At 68.9% G+C, this 16,652-nt stretch carries 14 protein-coding genes; 11 read left to right on the top strand and 3 right to left on the bottom strand.

Translation table 11 applies throughout. The annotated features are described in order from the left end of the window. Positions 1-151: 151 nt before the first annotated feature. Complete coding sequence (locus BST28_RS16490) at positions 152-1,000, bottom strand: LLM class F420-dependent oxidoreductase (protein WP_083081930.1); 849 nt, start codon at positions 998-1,000, stop codon at positions 152-154. Positions 1,001-1,156: 156 nt separating this feature from the next. On the opposite strand from BST28_RS16490, the gene BST28_RS16485 reads away from it, so the two are divergent. The 7 genes from BST28_RS16485 to BST28_RS16455 all read left to right on the top strand — a co-directional run bounded on the left by BST28_RS16485 (position 1,157) and on the right by BST28_RS16455 (position 8,687). Next, positions 1,157-2,038 carry a DUF5336 domain-containing protein gene (locus tag BST28_RS16485; RefSeq protein ID WP_083081934.1) on the top strand — a complete coding sequence of 294 codons (882 nt, stop codon included), beginning with the start codon at positions 1,157-1,159 and terminating at the stop codon, positions 2,036-2,038. 45 nt (positions 2,039-2,083) lie between these two features. Then, the gene (locus BST28_RS16480; RefSeq protein ID WP_083081932.1) at positions 2,084-3,496 is read left to right on the top strand and encodes a cell division protein PerM; all 1,413 of its coding nucleotides are present in this window, start codon (positions 2,084-2,086) and stop codon (positions 3,494-3,496) included. 69 nt (positions 3,497-3,565) lie between these two features. Continuing rightward, positions 3,566-4,003: a hypothetical protein gene (locus tag BST28_RS16475; RefSeq protein WP_083081928.1), complete on the top strand. Its 438-nt coding sequence runs from the start codon at positions 3,566-3,568 to the stop codon at positions 4,001-4,003. A gap of 53 nt (positions 4,004-4,056) precedes the next feature. Beyond that, positions 4,057-4,683, top strand: coding sequence for a phosphoribosylglycinamide formyltransferase (gene purN, locus BST28_RS16470; RefSeq protein WP_083081926.1), 627 nt, complete (start codon positions 4,057-4,059; stop codon positions 4,681-4,683). Next, on the top strand, positions 4,680-6,257 hold the full coding sequence (purH, locus tag BST28_RS16465) for a bifunctional phosphoribosylaminoimidazolecarboxamide formyltransferase/IMP cyclohydrolase (protein WP_083081924.1): 1,578 nt from the start codon (positions 4,680-4,682) through the stop codon (positions 6,255-6,257). The genes purN and purH overlap by 4 nt, the downstream gene beginning before the upstream one ends. Positions 6,258-6,320: 63 nt before the next feature. After that, a complete protein-coding gene (locus BST28_RS16460) occupies positions 6,321-8,096 on the top strand; it encodes an N-acyl-D-amino-acid deacylase family protein (RefSeq protein WP_083081921.1) in 1,776 nt (591 codons plus the stop codon). A 3-nt stretch (positions 8,097-8,099) separates the two neighbouring features. Then, positions 8,100-8,687 (top strand): TetR/AcrR family transcriptional regulator, encoded by a 588-nt coding sequence (locus tag BST28_RS16455; RefSeq protein WP_019736328.1) that lies wholly within the window; start codon positions 8,100-8,102, stop codon positions 8,685-8,687. Here the strand turns inward: BST28_RS16455 and BST28_RS16450 are convergent. Further along, positions 8,667-9,701 carry an alpha/beta hydrolase gene (locus BST28_RS16450; protein WP_065286908.1) on the bottom strand — a complete coding sequence of 345 codons (1,035 nt, stop codon included), beginning with the start codon at positions 9,699-9,701 and terminating at the stop codon, positions 8,667-8,669. The two genes, BST28_RS16455 and BST28_RS16450, sit on opposite strands and share 21 nt — an antisense overlap. A 90-nt stretch (positions 9,702-9,791) precedes the next feature. Here BST28_RS16450 and BST28_RS16445 point away from each other — a divergent pair, with 90 nt between their 5' ends. Beyond that, a complete protein-coding gene (locus BST28_RS16445) occupies positions 9,792-11,183 on the top strand; it encodes a sigma 54-interacting transcriptional regulator (RefSeq protein WP_065286993.1) in 1,392 nt (463 codons plus the stop codon). After that, positions 11,176-13,155, top strand: a complete 1,980-nt coding sequence (locus BST28_RS16440) for a vWA domain-containing protein (RefSeq protein WP_083081919.1) — start codon at positions 11,176-11,178, stop codon at positions 13,153-13,155. The genes BST28_RS16445 and BST28_RS16440 overlap by 8 nt, the downstream gene beginning before the upstream one ends. A gap of 1 nt (position 13,156) precedes the next feature. On the opposite strand, the gene BST28_RS25130 is transcribed toward BST28_RS16440, so the two are convergent. Next, positions 13,157-14,524, bottom strand: coding sequence for a PPE family protein, SVP subgroup (locus BST28_RS25130; protein WP_083081916.1), 1,368 nt, complete (start codon positions 14,522-14,524; stop codon positions 13,157-13,159). A 322-nt stretch (positions 14,525-14,846) separates the two neighbouring features. Here BST28_RS25130 and BST28_RS16430 point away from each other — a divergent pair, with 322 nt between their 5' ends. Then, the gene (locus BST28_RS16430; RefSeq protein WP_019736601.1) at positions 14,847-15,863 is read left to right on the top strand and encodes a HAMP domain-containing sensor histidine kinase; all 1,017 of its coding nucleotides are present in this window, start codon (positions 14,847-14,849) and stop codon (positions 15,861-15,863) included. Next, positions 15,863-16,519, top strand: a complete 657-nt coding sequence (locus BST28_RS16425) for a response regulator transcription factor (protein ID WP_019736602.1) — start codon at positions 15,863-15,865, stop codon at positions 16,517-16,519. The genes BST28_RS16430 and BST28_RS16425 overlap by 1 nt, the downstream gene beginning before the upstream one ends. Positions 16,520-16,652 lie beyond the last annotated feature (133 nt).

Below are 16,652 nucleotides of genomic sequence, written 5' to 3'. Positions count from 1 at the left end.
TGCCCTCATGCGACGGCATCAACGGTTCAACAACCGCCCAGAACTCATCACTGATCACACCGGTTCGCAACACGCCAACGATCGTCGCCGGTCAACACCCCAAACTTTGGGAGACACGCCCTAGGCGCGGGTAGGGGTGGGGCGCCGCGAACTAGGCGCTGAGTCCGAGCTTGCCGGCCAGACGCTCCACGTAGGCCGCCACCTCGGACTCGGACTTGTCGGGCAACCCGAACAGCGTCTCGGTGACCCCGATCTCGGCCCAGTGCGCCAGCTTCTCGGGCACCGGCTTGAAGTCCAGCGCAACGATCTGCGGTGCCCCGTCGCGTCCGGCGGCCGCCCAGGTGTCGTGCAGCAGCTTGACCGGTTCATCGATGTCGAAGTCGCGCGGCGTGGTGATCCAGCCGTCGGCACTGCGGGCGATCCACTTGAAGTTCTTCTCGGTCCCGGCCGCACCGACCAGCACCGGAATGTGCGATTGCACCGGCTTGGGCCAGGCCCAGCTCGGCCCGAAGTTGACGAACTCGCCGTCGAAAGAGGCTTCCTCCTGCGTCCACAGCGCCCGCATCGCCTCCAGGTACTCGCGCAGCATGGTGCGCCGCCGGCCCGGCGGAACCCCGTGATCGGCAAGCTCGTCGGTGTTCCAGCCGAACCCGACACCGAGGCTGACCCGACCACCGGACAGGTGATCAAGCGTGGCGATCGATTTCGCCAGCGTGATCGGATCATGCTCGACCGGTAGCGCCACCGCGGTGGACAACCGCACCCGCGACGTCACCGCACACGCGGCCCCCAGACTCACCCACGGATCCAGGGTGCGCATATATCTGTCGTCGGGCAGCGACTCATCCCCGGTCGTCGGATGAGCGGCCTGACGCTTCACCGGAATGTGGGTGTGCTCGGGCACATAGAAAGTGGTGAAGCCATGATCATCGGCGAGTCTGGCCGCCGCCGCAGGAGTGATACCACGGTCACTGGTGAACAACACAAGCCCGTAATCCATATCCGTGATTAGAACGTGTTCCTGTTCGGTGGGCAAACGGGGGGTCCTCGTCGGCGCGGTGTTCACCCACCGGCTCACGCCGCGAGTGCGCTAGCGTGGATGATCGAACCCCGCCGCACCGCCCACCCGCACCTGCCCACGAGCACAGGAGAGGTCATGACCTACTCGCCCGGGAACCCCGGCTTCCAGCCTTCCCAACCACCAGGCTCCTACGGGCCGTCGACCCCGTCGTTCGCCAAGGCGGGCGGCGACGTCGAAAGCAAGTGGCCGCTGTACCTGCAGATCGCGGTGATGGTGCTGGGTTTCGGCGTCTACCTGGCGAACTTCGGTCCGATCGTGACCGTCACCGACGGCGAGTACCCGCTGATCCTCGGCGACGCCGGCCACACGGTTCCGCTCGCCTTGCTGGCGGGTCTGCTGGCCGGGGTGAGCCTGCTGCCCAAGGCCAAGGTCTACACCGCGGTGGTCGCCGTGATCGCCTCGTTGGGGGCGCTGCTGGCGATCGCGACCATCGCCGAGTCCGGCGACAACTACACGATCGGCTGGGGGTTGTGGCTGGTGCTGACCTTCAGCATCCTGCAGGCCGTCGCCGCGGTCGGGGCGTTGCTGTTGGAGGCCGGAGTCGTCACCGCCCCGGCCCCGCGCCCCAAGTACGACCCCTACGCGCAGTACGGCCTGCCCCCGGGCGGCAACTACTACGGTCAGCAGGGTCAGCAGGGCTACGGCCACCAAGGCTCGCAGCAGCAGTCGGGATACCCCTCGTACGGCGGTTACCCGTCGGCGCCGTCCAGTGGAGGCTTCGGCGCCCAGTCGGCCCCGTCGACCGGCGGCTTCAACTCCGGCTCCCAGCAGGCGCAGTCGGCGCAGCAGGGCCCGCCGACGCCGCCGACCGGCTTCCCCAGCTTCGGGCAGCCGCAGACCGGCGGTGCGGGTTCTTCCTCGACGAGCGGCCAGGGCGGATCCGGTCAGGGCCAGAGCTCGACCGGCGGCCAGCAGTCGCAGGGCGGCTCCGCCCCGTCGGGGCCGGCGCAGACCTAACCCGCGCCCGCGCGCCGAGTTGAACGTGCCCGCAGCGTGACACCGGTGACTGGCGGAAAACCGGGTTCGAACCCGACTCGTGACCTGGTGCGGGTCGCATTCGGCCCGTCCGTCGTGGCGTTGACGCTCATCGCAGCGGTGACGCTGCTGCAGTTGCTGATCGCCAACAGCGACATGACCGGGGCATCGGGTGCCATCGCCAGCATGTGGCTGGGGGTGCACCAGGTGCCGATCTCGATCGACGGCCGGGAGCTGGGGGTGCTGCCGCTGCTTCCGGTGCTGCTGATGGTGGCCGGAACCGCGCGGACCACCGCGCAGGCCACCTCGGCGGACACCTCCTGGTTCGTCGTCCGCTGGATCGTGGCCTCCGCGCTGGGCGGCCCGCTGTTGATCGCGGCGGTCTCGCTGGCGGTCATCCACGACGCCGCCTCGGTGATCACCGAACTGCAGACGCCGCACGCGCTGAGCGCCTTCGCCCATGTGGGTCTGGTGCATGCGATCGGCGCGGCGATCGGAGTCGGCTCGCGGATGGGCCGGCGGGTGCTGGCCGAGACGGCGCTGCCGGATTGGCTGCCAGACTCCCTGCGCGCCGCGGTCACCGGCATGCTGGCCCTGCTCGGGTTGGCCGGCGCGGCGACGGTCGTCTCCCTGGTCCTGCACTGGGGGACCATGCACGAGCTGTACGCGATCACCGATTCCTTGTGGGGCCAGCTCAGCCTGACGTTGCTGGCGGTGCTGTACGTGCCCAACGTTCTCGTCGGCGCCGCGGCGATGGCAGTCGGGTCGAGCGCGCACATCGGCCCGGCCTTGTTCAGCGCGTTCACCGTGCTCGGCGGCGACATCCCGGCGCTGCCGATCCTGGCCGCGGTGCCCACCCCGCCGCTGGGCCCGGTGTGGGTGGCCCTGCTGATCATCGGCGCCGCCTCCGGTGTGGCCGTCGGACAGCAGTGCGCGCGTCGGGTGCTGCCGCTGCTTCCAGCGCTGGCCAAGGTGCTGACCGCCGCGTTCACGGCGGCGGTGGCGATGGCGCTGCTCGGCTTCGCCGGCGGTGGGCGGCTGGGCAACTTCGGTGACGTCGGGGTGGATCAGCTCACCTTCGGCCCGGCGGTGTTCTGCTGGTTCGCCGCGATCGGTGCGCTGACGGTCGTGATGATCGGCGGCGTCACCCGGGGTGCCGTGCGGACGCGGCCGATGCTGCCGCCCGCTGCGCCCCGCGAGCCCGAACCGGCTCCGGCGCAGGCCGAGCTGGTCGACGTGCAGGAGCCCGGCCAGCTCTTCGAACCCGACGAGCTCTTCGAGCCCGACGAGGTCGTCGGGGCCGGCGAGCTGAGCTGGACGCCCGAAGCCGACCCGCCGCGGTCGTTCGAGCCGCCCCCACCGACCCAGCCGCCCGGGCCGCTGGAGGACCCCGAAGACCTGATGTTCACCGACGACGACGGATTCAATCGGCCCGGCTAGGCTGCGACCGTATGAATTGAGGACTTCAGTCCCTTATATTCCTCGCGTCGTCCTGGTCGCATTGGTGGCATGACTGTGGGCACGGACGTCGCCAGCGACAACGTCAGACCCCGCGCGCGAAATCTGCACCGGCTGGCGGGCATGCGTGTCGAGAAACTGGCCCAGCTGGTGCTGCCGCCCGGCCACGAGCCGATCCTTGACGTCATGGCGACCATCTGGGTGGACGGCGTCGTGGTCGGGCTTCAGATGGCCGGGGAGAAAACTCCGATCGGGCTGTCCAGCGCGCTGGACGAAGCGCTGTACGAGCGGCTGGAAAGCGCCGAGCTGTGCAGCGAATACGAGGAGTTCCCCGAGCTGGATGATCGCGACTTCCAGAATCTGGCGTGTGATCGAGTGGAGAAGATCAGCCGCGGCATCCATCCGGTCGGCCACCCCGACGTGATCTGGGACAAGGTCGAAATCTGGACAGACGGCGTGGCCGCAGCACTGCGAATCACCCAGGAATAAGCGCAGCAACAGGCCGGATAGCCCGGCCGTACCGGGCGGTAGGCTCTTGCTTCGTGCAACCGATCCACGTCGACCCCAGCGCCCCGGCCCGGCTGGTGGTACTGGCGTCGGGGACCGGATCGCTGCTCGAGTCCCTGCTGGCAGCGGCGGTGGGCGACTACCCCGCACGGGTGGTGGCCGTCGGCACCGATCGGGACTGCCGGGCGGTTCAGATCGCCGAATCGGCGGGCCTGCCGGTGTTCACCGTGCGGATGGCCGACTATCCCGACCGAGCGGCATGGGATCTGGCCCTGGCGGAGGCCACCGAGGCGCACGCCCCGGACCTGGTGGTCTCGGCCGGTTTCATGAAAATTCTGGGACCGGAGTTTCTCACCCGGTTTCTGGGACGCACCGTCAACACCCACCCGGCGCTGCTGCCGGCCTTCCCGGGCGCCCACGCGGTACCCGATGCGCTGGCCTACGGGGTGAAGGTCACCGGCTGCACCGTGCATCTGGTGGACGCCGGCACCGACACCGGCCCGGTGCTCGCCCAGGAACCGGTCGCCGTGCTCGACGACGACGACGAAGACACCCTGCATGAACGCATCAAGACAGTGGAGCGCAAGCTCCTGGTGGACGTGCTGGCCGCATTGGCGACCCGCGGCGTGACCTGGACCGGACGAAAGGCAACCATAGGATGACCGACGGCAAGCGACCGATTCGTCGGGCGTTGATCAGCGTCTACGACAAGACCGGCCTGGTCGATCTGGCCGCCGGCCTGCATGCCGCCGGCGTGGATATCGTCTCCACCGGATCCACCGCGAAAACGATAGCCGCCAAAGGCATTCCGGTGACACCGGTGGAGCAGTTGACCGGCTTCCCGGAGGTGCTCGACGGCCGGGTCAAGACCCTGCACCCGCGGGTGCACGCCGGCCTGCTGGCAGACCTGCGCAAATCCGAGCACGCCGCGGCGCTGGGCGAACTGGACATCGCGCCGTTCGAGCTGGTGGTGGTCAATCTGTACCCGTTCAGCGAGACCGTGGACTCCGGTGCCGGCATCGATGAATGCGTCGAGCAGATCGACATCGGTGGGCCGTCGATGATCCGGGCGGCCGCCAAGAACCATCCCAGTGTGGCCGTGGTGGTCGACCCGCTCGGATACGACGGCGTGCTGGCCGCGGTCAACGCCGGCGGGTTCACCCTCGATGAACGCAAACGCCTGGCGGCACTGGCATTTCGGCACACGGCCGAATACGACGTCGCGGTCGCCGGGTGGATGTCCTCGACGCTGGCGCCCTGCGAACGGGCCGGAGAGCCGCGCCAGGCGATGCCCGAGTGGTTCGGGCGCACCTACCGCCGGACGGCGCAGCTGCGGTACGGCGAGAACCCGCATCAGCAGGCCGCGCTCTACTGTGACAGCGGCGCCTGGCCGGGTTTGGCCCAGGCCGACCAGCTGCACGGAAAAGAGATGTCCTACAACAACTTCACCGATGCGGATGCCGCCTGGCGGGCGGCCTTCGATCACGATGGGATCTGCGTGGCGATCATCAAGCACGCCAACCCGTGTGGCATCGCGGTGTCGTCGACCTCGGTGGCCGACGCCCATCGCAAAGCCCACGAATGCGATCCGCTGAGCGCCTTCGGTGGGGTGATCGCGGCGAACACCGAGGTCAGCGTCGAGATGGCGGAGTTCGTCAGCACCATCTTCACCGAGGTCATCGTGGCGCCGGCCTACGAGCCGGGCGCCGTCGAGATCCTGGCGCGTAAGAAGAACATCCGGGTACTGGTGGCCTCCGAACCGCTGCGGGGCGGCACCGAGTGGCGTCAGGTCAGCGGCGGGCTGCTGATGCAGAGCCGCGACGGCCTCGATGCCGACGGCGACAACCCGGTGAACTGGACGCTGGCCACCGGGTCACCGGCCGATCCCGCCACGCTGGCCGACCTGGCCTTCGCCTGGCGATCCTGCCGCGCGGTGAAGTCGAACGCGATCGTCATCGCCGGCAACGGCGCCACCATCGGCGTGGGGATGGGCCAGGTCAACCGGGTCGATGCGGCCCGGTTGGCGGTCGAGCGCGGCGGTGAGCGGGTGGCCGGCGCGGTGGCGGCCTCCGATGCGTTCTTCCCGTTCCCCGACGGGCTGCAGACCCTGACCGCGGCGGGGGTGAAGGCGATCGTGCACCCGGGCGGCTCGGTCCGCGACGACGAGGTCACCGCGGCAGCCGCCGAGGCCGGGATCACGCTGTACCTGACCGGGGCGCGGCACTTCGCGCACTGACCCTTGACAAAAAGATTGCAGGCGCTCACTATCTAACTCAACCTCGGAGTTAGGAGTGCCGTCGTGACCTACGACCTGATCATCCGCAACGGCCTGTGGTTCGACGGCCTGGGCAACGCCCCCCAGGTCCGCACCCTGGGCATCCGCGACGGCGTCGTCGCCGACATCGTGTCGGGGGAGCTGGACGAGACGGACTGCCCGGACGTGATCGACGCGGCCGGGAAGTGGGTGGTCCCCGGCTTCATCGACGTGCACACCCACTACGACGCCGAAGTCCTGCTGGACCCGGGCCTGCGGGAGTCGGTGCGCCACGGCGTCACGACGGTGCTGCTCGGCAACTGCTCACTGTCGACGGTGTACGCCGACGCCGAGGACGCCGCGGACCTGTTCAGCCGGGTCGAGGCGGTGCCGCGCACGTTCGTGCTGGATGCGTTGCAGTCGCACAAGACCTGGTCGACCCCGGCCGAGTATGTACGGGCCCTCGAGGAGTTGCCGCTCGGGCCCAATATCGGCTCCATGCTGGGGCATTCGGACCTGCGCACGGCGGTGCTCGGGCTGGATCGCGCCACCACCGACGGCGTCATCCCGACCGATGCCGAACTGGAGAAGATGGCCGCGCTGCTCGACGAGGGCCTCGACGCCGGCCTGCTGGGCATGTCCGGGATGGACGCGGCCATCGACAAGCTCGACGGTGACCGGTTCCGTTCGCGGGCGCTGCCGTCGACGTTCGCCACCTGGCGGGAGCGGCGCCGGCTGATCAAGGTGTTGCGCAAGCGCGGACGCATGCTGCAGAGCGCGCCCAACGTCCGTAAACCGTTGACAGCCCTCAACTTCTTCCTGGCCAGCAGCAGCATGTTCGGCCGTCGGCGCGGAGTTCGGATGAGCCTGCTGGTCTCCGCGGACGCCAAGTCATCGCCCGGTGCGGTCCGGGTCTTCGGGCCCGGGGCCAGGCTGCTCAACGCCGTCCTGAACGCCAGCGTCCGGTTCCAGCACCTGCCGGTGCCGTTCGAATTGTATTCCGACGGAATCGATCTGCCGGTATTCGAAGAGTTCGGCGCAGGAACCGCCGCGCTGCACCTGCGGGACCAGTTGGAGCGCAACGCGTTGCTGGCCGACACCGAGTACCGCCGCCGGTTCCGGAAGTCCTTCGACCGCAAGAAGCTGGGTCCGACGTTGTGGCACCGCGACTTCCACGACGCTGTGATCGTCGAATGCCCGGATGCGAACCTGATCGGCAAGAGCTTCGGCCAGATCGCCGACGAACGCGGGCTGCACCCGCTGGACGCCTTCCTGGATGTGTTGGTGGACAACGGTGAACGCAACGTCCGCTGGACCACCATCGTCGCCAACCACCGGCCCAAGCAGCTGGACAAGTTGGCGAACGAGCCGGTAATCCACATGGGGTTCTCCGACGCCGGGGCGCACCTGCGCAACATGGCGTTCTACAACTTCTCGCTGCGGCTGCTCAAGCGGGTACGCGACGCCGAGGCGGCCGGTCGACCGTTCATGAGTGTGCAACGGGCCGTGTACCGGTTGACCTCCGAGGTCGCCGACTGGTTCGGCTTCGACGCCGGCACACTGCGTCCCGGCGACCGGGCGGACTTCGTGGTGATCGACCCGGCCGGCCTGAACGACTCCGTGGACGCCTATCACGAGGAGCAGGTCCCGTTCTACGGCGGGCTTTCCCGGATGGTCAACCGCAACGACGACGCGGTGGTGGCGACCGGGGTAGGCGGCGCCGTGGTGTACCGCAACGGCCGGTTCTGCGACGGCTTCGGCACCACGATGAAGTCCGGCCGGTTCCTGCGCGCCGGATCCCGTGAGCTGCAAGCGGTGTAGCGCATGGCCAGAACCCAGCAGGAGCGTCGTGAGACCACCGTCGCGCGCCTGCTCGACGCCAGCATCACCACCATCGCCGAGATCGGCTACGCCCGGGCGTCGGCCAAGGTGATCGCCGCGCGCGCCGGGGTCTCCGACGGGGCGTTGTTCCGCCACTTCGGCACCATGGGCGACTTCATGGCCGCCACCGCACGCGAAGTGCTGCGCCGCCAGCTGGAGCAGTTCGACAAGCAGGTCGCCGAGATCCCGGCGGAGGTGCCGGCGCTGGAAGCGGTGCTGACGGTGCTGCGCGACCTGACCGCCAACTCGACCAACGCGGTGGTCTATGAGCTGCTGATCGCCGCCCGCACCGACGACAAGCTGCGAGAGACGCTGCAAGAGGTGCTGGCCGAATACAGCACCAAGATCTGCGATGCCGCCCGGGTGCTGCCCGGGGCGGACGCGTTTCCGCAGGATCTCTTTCCGAACCTGGTCGCCCTGCTGACCAACACCTTCGACGGTGCGGCGATCGTGCGCGCCGTGCTGCCGCAGCCGGAGATCGAGGCGAACCGGATCCCGCTGCTGCTGACGCTACTGGATGGCCGTATCTGAGCGCGTCGAGTCGATACTCGGCGCGGCGGGCATCACGTAGTCGATGAAGTCCGCGATCTCGGCGATGGCGCGGCGCGCGTCGGGGTTGAAGTCGAAGCTGAGCTGGAACATGTGCAAGGCGCGGTCCCAGACCTGCACCCAGTTCGGCACCCCGGCCGCGGTGAGTTTGTCGGCCAGCACAAAGGTGTCGTTGCGCAGCATCTCGTTGTTGGCGACCTGCAGCAGGAATGGTCCCAGGTCGTGCAGCTCCGATTCGGGGGGCATCACCGGCAGCTCGCGGGTGCCGTTCACGGTGGCGAACACCCGGTAGATGAACATGAACGCCATGAACGGGAAGAACGGATCGCGGTGGGCCCGGGCGGCCTGCCGTTTGATCTCCATGTCCGATGACGTCAGCGCCGACATCAACACCTGACCGGCGGGCACCGGCAGCCCGGCGTCACGCGCCGTCAGCGCCGTGGTCACCGCCATCAGCCCACCGGCGGAATCACCCGCCATCACGATGCGATCCGCGCTGTACCCGGCGTCCAGCACATGCCGGTACGCGCACATGCCGTCGGCGATGGCCTCGTCGACGCCGGCCAGCGGCGCCAAGCGGTAACCGACATTGAACACCTTCGCGCCGGTGGCCTCCGAGAGCTTGCTGGCGAACCGACGGTGCGAATTGAGGCCCAACGTGACCAGCGCCGAACCGTGGAAGTAGACGATCACCCGGTCGGAGTCGCGGGCCGAGGGGGCCACCACCCACTCCGCCGGACAGTCGGTCAGCCGCTCGCGTGTCACCTCGGTGCCCGGCAGCGCCCGGATGTAGCGCATCGGTTGGTCGATGAGGTCCAGCCGCGCCCGCTGCAACGCCGCGGGCCAGAACCGGTTGACGACGATGCCGATGATCGTCAGCACCGCGATCGAGGTGCGCAAGAAAATCGCCGCTCCCAATGCCAACAGCCGAGCCTGCCAGGAGGCCGGGCCGAAATAGGTCTGAGCCGGTCGATCGCGCCATTCCGATGAGTTCACGGTACCCAGGGTATCGGGTATTTGGCGGCGGATGAAGTGGGACGCCGTGACGGACCACCGCGCCCGTCGTAGCTTGGAGTGGTGACCGCGCTGAACTCCCCGCCCGATCTGCCCACCACACTCGGCGAATTGCGAGCCGCCGGCCACCGCGAAAGGGGGGTCAAGCAGGAGATCGCCGAGAATCTGCTGGCCCGTCTCGCCGACGGCGAAGAACCGACAACCCTGTGGCCGGGGATCTTCGGTTTCGACGACACCGTGCTGCCGCAGTTGGAGCGGGCGCTGATCGCCGGGCACGACATCGTGCTGCTCGGCGAGCGCGGACAGGGCAAGACCCGGCTGCTGCGGGCGCTGACCGAGCTGCTCGACGAGTGGACCCCGGTGATCGCCGGTGCGGAACTCGGCGAGCACCCCTATTCGCCGATCACGCCGGAGTCGATTCGGCGGGCCGCCGAGCTCGGCGACGACCTGCCGGTGACCTGGCGGCACCGCAGCGAGCGCTACACCGAGAAACTCGCCACCCCGGACACCAGCGTGGCCGACCTGGTCGGCGACATCGACCCGATCAAGGTCGCCGAGGGCCGAAGTCTGGGTGACCCCGAGACCATCGCCTACGGCCTGATCCCGCGCGCGCACCGCGGCGTCGTCGCCGTCAACGAGCTGCCCGACCTGGCCGAGCGCATCCAGGTGGCGATGCTCAACGTGATGGAGGAGCGTGACATCCAGGTGCGCGGCTACACGCTGCGGCTGCCGCTGGACGTGCTCGTGGTGGCCAGCGCCAACCCCGAGGACTACACCAACCGGGGCCGCATCATCACCCCGCTCAAGGACCGCTTCGGCGCCGAGATCCGCACCCACTACCCGCTGGAGCTCGACGCCGAGGTCGGCGTGATCGCCCAGGAGGCCCACCTGAGCGCGCAGGTGCCGCACTATCTGCTGGCGGTGCTGGCCCGCTTCGCCCGCTACCTGCGTGAGTCCCGCTCGGTGGATCAGCGCTCGGGTGTCTCGGCGCGGTTCGCGATCGCCGCCGCGGAGACGGTGGCGGCCTCGGCGCGGCACCGCGGCGCGGTGCTGGGCGAAACCGACCCGGTCGCCCGGGTGGTGGACCTGAGCACGATCGTCGACGTGCTGCGCGGCAAGCTGGAATTCGAATCCGGTGAGGAGGGCCGCGAGCAGGCAGTGCTGGAGCACCTGCTGCGCCGGGCCACCGCCGACACCGCATCGCGGGCGCTGGGCGGGATCGACGTCGGACCGCTGGTGGCCGCGGTGGAGCAGGGTGCGGCGGTGACGACCGGGGAGCGGGTGTCGGCCAAGGCGGTGCTGGCGGCGCTGCCGGAACTGCCGGTCATCGACGCCGTCGCCCAGCGCCTCGGCGCCGAATCCGAGGGCGAACGAGCTGCCGCACTCGAATTGGCCTTGGAGGCACTGTATTTGGCCAAACGCATCGACAAGACCTCCGACGAAGGTGAAACCGTCTATGGCTAGAAGCCACGCGTCGCGGTATTCGGCCTACACCGGTGGGCCGGACCCGTTGGCGCCGCCGGTCGACCTGGCCGAGGCGCTGGAGGAGATCGGCCGCGACGTGATGGAGGGGACGTCGCCGCGACGGGCCCTGCAGGAGCTGCTGCGCCGCGGCACCAAGACCATGACCGGTGCCGACCGGCTGGCCGCCGAGGCGCAGCGGCGCCGCCGGGAACTGTTGCGGCGCAACAATTTGGACGGCACGCTGGCCGAGGTCAAGAAGCTGCTCGACGAGGCGGTGCTGGCCGAACGCAAAGAGCTGGCCCGCGCACTCGACGACGACGCCCGGTTCGCCGAGATGCAGATCGAGTCGTTGTCGCCGTCACCGGCCAAAGCGGTGCAGGAGCTCGCCGACTACAACTGGCGCAGCGCCGAAGCCCGGGAGTCCTACGAGAAGATCAAGGACCTGCTCGGCCGTGAGATGCTCGACCAGCGCTTCGCCGGCATGAAGCAGGCGCTGGAAGGCGCCACCGACGAAGACCGGCAACGGGTCACCGACATGCTCGACGACCTCAACGAGCTGCTGGACAAACACGCCCGGGGTGAAGACACGGCGGAGGATTTCCAGCAGTTCATGGACTCCCACGGCGAGTTCTTCCCGGAGAACCCGCAAAACGTCGAGGAGTTGCTCGACTCCCTGGCCAAGCGGGCCGCCGCCGCGCAGCGCTTCCGCAACAGCCTGAGTGCCGAACAGCGTGCCGAGCTGGATGCGTTGGCGGAGCAGGCATTCGGCTCGCCGTCGCTGCAGCAGGCGCTGGGCCGCCTGGACGCGCACCTGCAGGCGGCCCGGCCGGGGGAGGACTGGAGCGGCTCGTCGGAGTTCTCCGGCAACAACCCGCTGGGCATGGGGGAGGGCGCCCAGGCGTTGAGCGACATCGCCGAACTCGAGCAGTTGGCCGAACAACTGTCGCAGGCCTACCCCGGCGCCAGCATGGACGACGTCGACCTGGACGCGCTGGCCCGCCAGCTCGGCGATCAGGCCGCCATCGATGCGGCGACGCTGGCCGAGCTGGAACGTGCGCTGCTCAACCAGGGTTTTCTCGACCGCAGCTCCGACGGCCAATGGCGGCTGTCGCCCAAGGCGATGCGCCGGCTCGGCGAGACGGCGCTGCGCGATGTGGCACGCCAGCTCTCGGGGCGCCGCGGCGAACGAGACCACCGCCGCGCCGGGGCGGCCGGCGAGCTGACCGGGGCGACCCGGCCCTGGCAGTTCGGTGACACCGAGCCGTGGAACGTCACCCGCACCCTGACCAACTCGGTGCTGCGGCAAGTCGCCGAACCGGGCACCCCAGCCACCCGGGGTCGGCTGTCGATCAGCGTCGAGGACGTGGAGGTCTCCGAGACCGAGACTCGCACCCAGTCGGCGGTTGCGCTGCTGGTGGACACCTCCTTCTCGATGGTGATGGACAACCGGTGGCTGCCGATGAAGCGCACCGCCTTGGCGTTGAACCATCTGATCAGCACCAGGTTTCGCTCGGATGCGTTGCAGATCATCGCTTTCGGGCGTTACGCCCGTACCGTCACCGCCGCCGAGCTGACCGGTCTGGAGGGCGTCTACGAGCAGGGCACCAACCTGCACCACGCGCTGGCCCTGGCCTCGCGGCACCTGCGTCGGCACCCCAACGCCCAGCCGGTGGTGCTGGTGGTCACCGATGGGGAGCCGACGGCGCACCTGGAGGACTACAACGGCGGTGGCGCATCGGTCTTCTTCGATTACCCGCCGCACCCGCGGACGATCGCGCACACCGTCAAGGGCTTCGACGACGTCGCAAGGCTCGGCGCGCAGGTCACCATCTTCCGGCTCGGTGACGACCCCGGACTGGCCCGGTTCATCGACCAGGTGGCGCGGCGGGTTCAAGGTCGTGTCGTGGTGCCCGAACTCGACGGGCTGGGCGCCGCGGTGGTCGGCGACTACCTGCGGTCGCGGCGCCGCTGAATCAACGCGACAGCAGCCGCTGCTTCTGCTCGGCGAATTCGGCTTCGGTCAGGTAGCCGGCGTCGTGGAGCTGACCGAGTTCGCGGATTCCGGCCGCCAGTTCGATGACCGCGTTCGCCGCCGCGTGGCCTGGGGCCGCCGCGGGTTGCGAGGGCGCATCCGATGATTGCGCCGCCGCCGGCTTGGCCTCGGCGGCCGCGGTCACCTTGCCCTGCTGGCCGCGGTTCTGGTTGATGGCGCCGGCCAGTGCACTGCCCCCCATACCGGCCAGTGCCATCTGACCGAACGCCGTTCCCAGCCCGGCCGGCGAGGTCGCCGGTCCGGCGCTGAGCGGGGTCGCGAAGCTGGTGTGCTGGATCTCGGGGGCCACCTGAGCCCAATTCGGGGGCACCGACAGCGCGCCGAGCGGGAGCGCATGACCGACCTTCACCGACTCGTGGGGCACTCGAAGGTTCTCGGTCGACGGCACGTCCGCCGTCGCCCCCAACTGGCCCAGCGCATCCAAGATGTTCTTCTGGCCTCCGTACAGCAGATCCTGGGTGTCCAGGATCTCCTGCGAGTCCAGTTCGGCGTAATGCATGGCTGCACCCGCCAGCCACACACCGATGATCGACAGGGGCAGCGCGATACCGATACCCACCTCGTCGGCCGTAACGGCCAGCCAGTCGAAGAACCCGATCGGCACGTCGGCCGGCGCCGGCATGGGCGAGATCGGTGCCGCGACTTCCGCCGAGCCCGGCCCCGACAGCGTGGAGGCCAGCTGCGACGGCAGGCTCTGCGCCACGTTGCCCGCGGAGTTGGCGCCGGCCGCCTGTGCGGCACCCTGGCCCAGCGGCCCGGCCGGGTTGGCGGTCTGCGGCGGCGGCTGGAACGGCTCCAATTCGGTGGCGGTCGCCGACAGCGACGCGTAGCTGTACATGGCGGAGGCGTCCTGGGCCCACATCTCGGCGTACTGGGCTTCGTTGGCCGCGATCGCCGCGGCGTTCTGCCCCAGGATGTTGGTGGCCAACAGGGTCAGCAACGCGGCGCGGTTGGCTGCGATCACCGGCGGCGGCACCACCATGGCAAACGTCGCCTCGTAGGCGGCCACGGCCGCCTTGGCCTGGAGGCCGGTCCGCTCCGCCTGGGCGGAGGTGGCGTTCAACCACGACACGAACGGAGTGATCGAGGCCGCCATCGCCGCCGATGAGGGACCCAACCACGGCCCACTGGTCAGCTCGGAGACCACCGACGCATAGGCCGTGGCCGCCAGGTGCAGATCGGCGGCCAGCCCATCCCAGGCCGTGGCAGCGGCAATCATCGGACCCGGGCCCGCCCCGGCATACATCAGACCGGAGGTGATTTCCGGTGGTAACGCCGCGAAATCCATTTCTCAACCCCGGGCGGTCGACGGCGTCCGGACCACGCTGTTACCGGTGGCCAGTGGGTGCGCGCCGGTAGTGTGGTTCATCGCAGGTGCATCCCTCCGGTCTGGGTCATCTGGGTCACTGTCGGCCTGATCCTTCGATCACTCCGCCCACCGCGTGTCCCGTGCGCTGTACTCCCCGGGTTGGCAAATCGCGCCGTCGACGCCTGGACTTCTTTTCATTCTCCGAGCGGAAACCGGCCGGTCGCCATGGTGTTTGACACCCATTCGAGGGCTGCCGCGACCCGTATGGACAACCCGGTACCGGCAAGACGATGGTGGTGTCATGCACCGTTGGACAGCGGTCGTCGAGAGATTTCGGCGGCGAGCGCGTAGCCCCGCGCGTGGGCTGTTTCGCCGGGTCGTTCTGATAAACGGTCTGGTCTTCACCTTCGGCACCCTGGTGCTCGCCATGTCGCCGGCCCGGGTGTCCTCGCCCATCCAGATGGCCGAGATCCCGGTGCTCCTGGTCGGACTGGCGGTCGTGGTGGGCGCCAACGCACTGTTATTGCGATCGAGTCTGGCCCCCCTCGACCGGCTCGCCACGTCGATGCGCCGCGTCGACCCACCCCATCCCAGCGACCGGGTGGACGACCCGGGTGACGGGGATCTGCGGCACCTCATCGAATCCTTCAACGGCATGATGGACCGGCTCGAAACGGAGCGGGCCTCGGCGAGTGCATTGGCCCTGACCGTGCAGGAGAACGAGCGGCAGCGCATCGCCCGGGAGCTGCACGACCAGATCGGTCAAACCCTCACCGTCGCCCTGCTCACCCTCAAACGGGCCGTGGACGCCGCCCCCGCCGAGATCCGCGGTGACCTCGGCGATGCCCAGGAGATCGTGCGTGCCAGCCTCGACGAGGTCCGCAGCATCGCCCGCCGGCTGCGCCCGGACGCACTGGAAGACCTCGGCCTGCGCAGCGCGCTGCAGGCGCTGACCAACCAGTTCACCCAGGCGACCGGGATCGACGTCGTCAAACAGATCGCCCCCCAAGCCGACCAGCTGACCCCCGACGTCAGCCTGGTCTGCTATCGCATCGCCCAGGAGAGCCTGACCAACGTCGCCCGCCATTCCGGCGCGCAGAAGGTCTGGCTTGACCTGCACCTGAACGCCCAATCAGAGCTGACGCTGCGGATCGCCGACAACGGCAAGGGTGCGGTCAGTGTCGAAGGCGCCGGAATCACCGGAATGCGCGAACGCGCCCTGCTGGTACATGCCACCCTGACGATCACATCCCCGAGCAACGAGGGAACCGAAGTCAGGCTGGTAGTGCCGGCCCGGCCGAGCGCGGGAGGCCAGTGATGTCGATACAGCCGGCGCGCATCATGCTCGCCGACGACCACGCGCTGGTGCGCAGCGGACTGCGGATGATCCTGGACGCCGAGCCCGACCTGTGCGTGGTGGCGGAGGCGGCGGACGGATCCGAGGCGCTCGCGGCGTTGCAGAACACCCCCGTCGATCTGGCCATCCTCGACATCGCGATGCCGCGGATGACCGGACTGCAGGCCGCGCGTGAGATCAACCGCAGCCACCCCCACGTACGGGTGCTGATGCTGTCGATGCACGACAACGAGCAGTATTTCTTCGAAGCCCTCAAAGCGGGCGCGTCGGGCTATGTCCTGAAATCCGTGGCCGACCGCGACCTGCTCGAGGCATGCCGGGCGACGATGCGCGGCGAGCCGTTTCTGTATGCCGGCGCGGTGACCGCTCTGATCCGGGACTACCTGCACCGGAACCGGCAGGGCGACGACTTGCCGGACAACATCCTCACCCCGCGTGAAGAGGAAGTGTTGAAGCTCATAGCCGAGGGCCTGTCAGCGCGCGAGATCGCCAAGACACTCGGTATCAGCGCCAAGACCGTCGACCGCCATCGGACGAACACGCTGCAGAAACTCGGCCTTCGGGACCGCTTGGCGCTGACCCGTTACGCGATCCGAGCTGGCTTGATCGAGGCCTGATGGGGGTCCGCCACCCCGCCGAATGGGGGTTGCATTCCATGGCGCTCGACTGCTTTTCCACAGAAACTGGATTTAGTTGCGGTGGGAGATGCAGTGCACGTTTGAGCGAGGCTCGATGTGGCTGTCGTTGTCG

Origin of the sequence: Mycolicibacter kumamotonensis, from assembly GCF_002086285.1 — a bacterium.
Lineage (GTDB): Bacteria > Actinomycetota > Actinomycetes > Mycobacteriales > Mycobacteriaceae > Mycobacterium > Mycobacterium kumamotonense.
This window is presented reverse-complemented; position numbering and strand designations above follow the sequence as displayed.

Bases quoted from the DNA above. Each gene is read 5' to 3' on its own strand.
- BST28_RS16425 (WP_019736602.1), top strand. From the start codon at position 15,863: ATGTCGATACAGCCGGCGCGCATCATGCTCGCCGACGACCACGCGCTG.
- purH (WP_083081924.1), top strand. From the start codon at position 4,680: ATGACCGACGGCAAGCGACCGATTCGTCGGGCGTTGATCAGCGTCTAC.
- BST28_RS16430 (WP_019736601.1), top strand. From the start codon at position 14,847: ATGCACCGTTGGACAGCGGTCGTCGAGAGATTTCGGCGGCGAGCGCGT.
- BST28_RS16490 (WP_083081930.1), bottom strand. From the start codon at position 1,000: ATGGATTACGGGCTTGTGTTGTTCACCAGTGACCGTGGTATCACTCCT.
- BST28_RS16455 (WP_019736328.1), top strand. From the start codon at position 8,100: ATGGCCAGAACCCAGCAGGAGCGTCGTGAGACCACCGTCGCGCGCCTG.
- BST28_RS25130 (WP_083081916.1), bottom strand. From the start codon at position 14,524: ATGGATTTCGCGGCGTTACCACCGGAAATCACCTCCGGTCTGATGTAT.
- BST28_RS16440 (WP_083081919.1), top strand. From the start codon at position 11,176: ATGGCTAGAAGCCACGCGTCGCGGTATTCGGCCTACACCGGTGGGCCG.
- BST28_RS16485 (WP_083081934.1), top strand. From the start codon at position 1,157: ATGACCTACTCGCCCGGGAACCCCGGCTTCCAGCCTTCCCAACCACCA.
- BST28_RS16475 (WP_083081928.1), top strand. From the start codon at position 3,566: ATGACTGTGGGCACGGACGTCGCCAGCGACAACGTCAGACCCCGCGCG.